Origin of the sequence: Rhizobium sp. BR 317 (assembly GCF_047445835.1) — a bacterium.
GTDB classification, from domain to species: domain Bacteria; phylum Pseudomonadota; class Alphaproteobacteria; order Rhizobiales; family Rhizobiaceae; genus Rhizobium; species Rhizobium paranaense.
In genome coordinates this window covers 1-1,378 of the sequence record NZ_JARWLB010000131.1, presented here as the reverse complement: position 1 = coordinate 1,378, position 1,378 = coordinate 1, and the positions used below count along the sequence as shown (strand labels likewise).

Annotated in this window: 2 protein-coding genes; both read right to left on the bottom strand. The window is 59.6% G+C overall.

Annotated features, from left to right (window positions below; translation table 11 throughout):
* Positions 1-624: UvrD-helicase domain-containing protein (locus QD357_RS32280; protein WP_414126077.1), on the bottom strand; the 624-nt coding region annotated here is incomplete at its 3' end.
* A gap of 5 nt (positions 625-629) precedes the next feature.
* On the bottom strand, positions 630-1,378 hold a 749-nt coding region (locus QD357_RS32275), incomplete at its 5' end, for a TOPRIM nucleotidyl transferase/hydrolase domain-containing protein (protein WP_414126076.1).

The window sequence follows — 1,378 nt, the reverse complement described above, 5'->3', positions numbered from 1 at the left end:
GTCATATATCCTCTGCTTTGKATCGCCCAGCGCGATAAGGCGACTATGCTGCCCGAGCTGGCTGATCATCTGCCATTCTTCGGTATTCGTGTCCTGAAACTCGTCGACGATGATCAGCGGATAGGCCCTGGCATAGGCCCTCGCGAGCATCGGGGCTGCTCGGAAGAGCTCGGTCAATAAGGTCGGAAAAAGATCGAAGGCGATCAAGCCTTCCGTGTCGAACAGCTCTCGTTGCCGGGCCGATCGAGCGTCCCCATCGAGACCTGCAAGATGCGCMCGGGCCTGCGCGGGCAAAAGCAGAGTCACCCCTTGTTTGGCGCAGATGAGGTAGCCGTGGCTCTTCAATATCGTCCAGGCGAAGCCGTGATAGGTGTTGATCTCGATGCGAGACATCAGTGCACGAGGCAGCGTGGCGGTCGCCTGTTCAGCGACGCGCGCCACAGTCGCCCGTGCGAAACTGAGGAACAGCGCCTTACCCAGCGGGCCCAGCCGCGCTGCATCGAGATCGGCACACGCCTTTGCAAGCGCGATGGTGGTCTTGCCTGACCCGGCGCCGCCCCGAACAAGGATATTGCCGTCTGTGCGGAGCAGACGTTGTCTGTGTTCGCATAGGACCAACGCCATTGCGATCACTCGAAGATATTGGGTTGTGCTGGCGGCGGTGGTGGTGGCGCGGCCAAGTTCTTGAGGGCGCTGATGATGCCCAACATGGTCTGCGGAAAATGCCCAACTTGGCATTGTTCCAGGAAAACGGTGAGATAATCGTCGCCCTTCTTATGCTTGAACAAAGCCACAAAGGCAGGGCGGTAAGTCTCGTCTGGCGAGCCTTGCGGCGGCACGAGATTATTCAGAGCCTGCGGCCATTCTCCTACGTCGACGAAGAAGCGCACGAACCAGGCTTGCATCGCAACCGACACCTCGGCGGCAAGCAGGTGTTCGAAGCCGGCATAGGGCTGTTCGAAAGTAGAGTCACAGGAGGCGACGATCGCCTGTCGCTCGGCGTCGGCCTGTTGATCGAAAATCGTGGCGACGGTTTTTCCGAGGCTGCGAAAGAACGTGGCGAACGAAGCGACCGCTGTCTGTCCGCCGGCGTCGAATGGAACCCATCCGAGTGAATCGAGCCGCTGGTAGTGTGCTGGCGCAAGTTCTGCGGCTCGACGGGCGACCGCGCTGTAGGCAACGAGTTCGGTCTTGCCTTCGACGACGATGACGCGACGGGCAAGAAGAGCCTCGCAAAAGCGTGTACGAAAACCATCGCGGAATGTCTTCAGCTTCAGGTTTTGGGGAAGCTMGATATTCGATCCGGTGAGGACACCCGCTGCGCTGCGGGTCATCACCATCATCTGTTCCGGCTGGAACTGCTCGATCACATAGGGGG